The sequence below is a fragment of the Zoogloea sp. genome, from assembly GCF_023150065.1.
In the GTDB taxonomy this organism is placed as follows: Bacteria; Pseudomonadota; Gammaproteobacteria; order Burkholderiales; family Rhodocyclaceae; genus Zoogloea.
Genome location: NZ_JAKLLN010000224.1, coordinates 1 through 534 on the forward strand (window position 1 = coordinate 1; position 534 = coordinate 534).

Here is a 534-nt window from a genome sequence, read left to right on the forward strand (position 1 = left end):
TGAGCCGGATGGCATCGTCGAGGGGCGTCCACACTGCAAGCCCCAGCTCGCTGCGGGCGCGGTCGATGCCGGGCAGGTAGATGTTGCGGGTGGGCAGACCGCTGGCCTGGCCGAGGATGCGGACGGGCTTTTGGGGGGCGACGACGCGGCCGACGCGGTGGGCGAGTTCGCCGATGGTGACGGCTTCGTCCGAGCCCACGTTGTAGGCGCGGCCGTTGGCGCCGCGGACGAGCAGGGTGAGCAGCCACACCACCAGATCGCCGGCGTAGAGGTAGGAGCGCACCGGCGTGCCGTCGCCGCCGACGGTGATCGCCTCGCCCCACAGGGCGTCGCGGATGAAGTTGCCGATGGCGTAGTGCAGATCCAGGGGCAGGTGCGGGCCGACGAAGGAGAAGCAGCGCGCGGTGCTGTACGACAGGCCGTGGCGGTCGGCGTAGGCGGCGCAGAGGAATTCGGCGGCGCGCTTGGCGTGGCCGATGGCGACATCGAGGTTGTCGGCCGCGGGGGCGACCGGGTAGTCCTCGGCGTAGGCGT

The 534-nt window shown here is 71.7% G+C and carries 1 protein-coding gene; it reads right to left on the bottom strand.

Annotation, left to right across the window (positions count from 1 at the left end; translation table 11 throughout):
- On the bottom strand, positions 1 to 534 hold a 534-nt coding region (locus L6Q67_RS24390; protein ID WP_296576373.1), incomplete at both ends, for an NAD(P)-dependent oxidoreductase.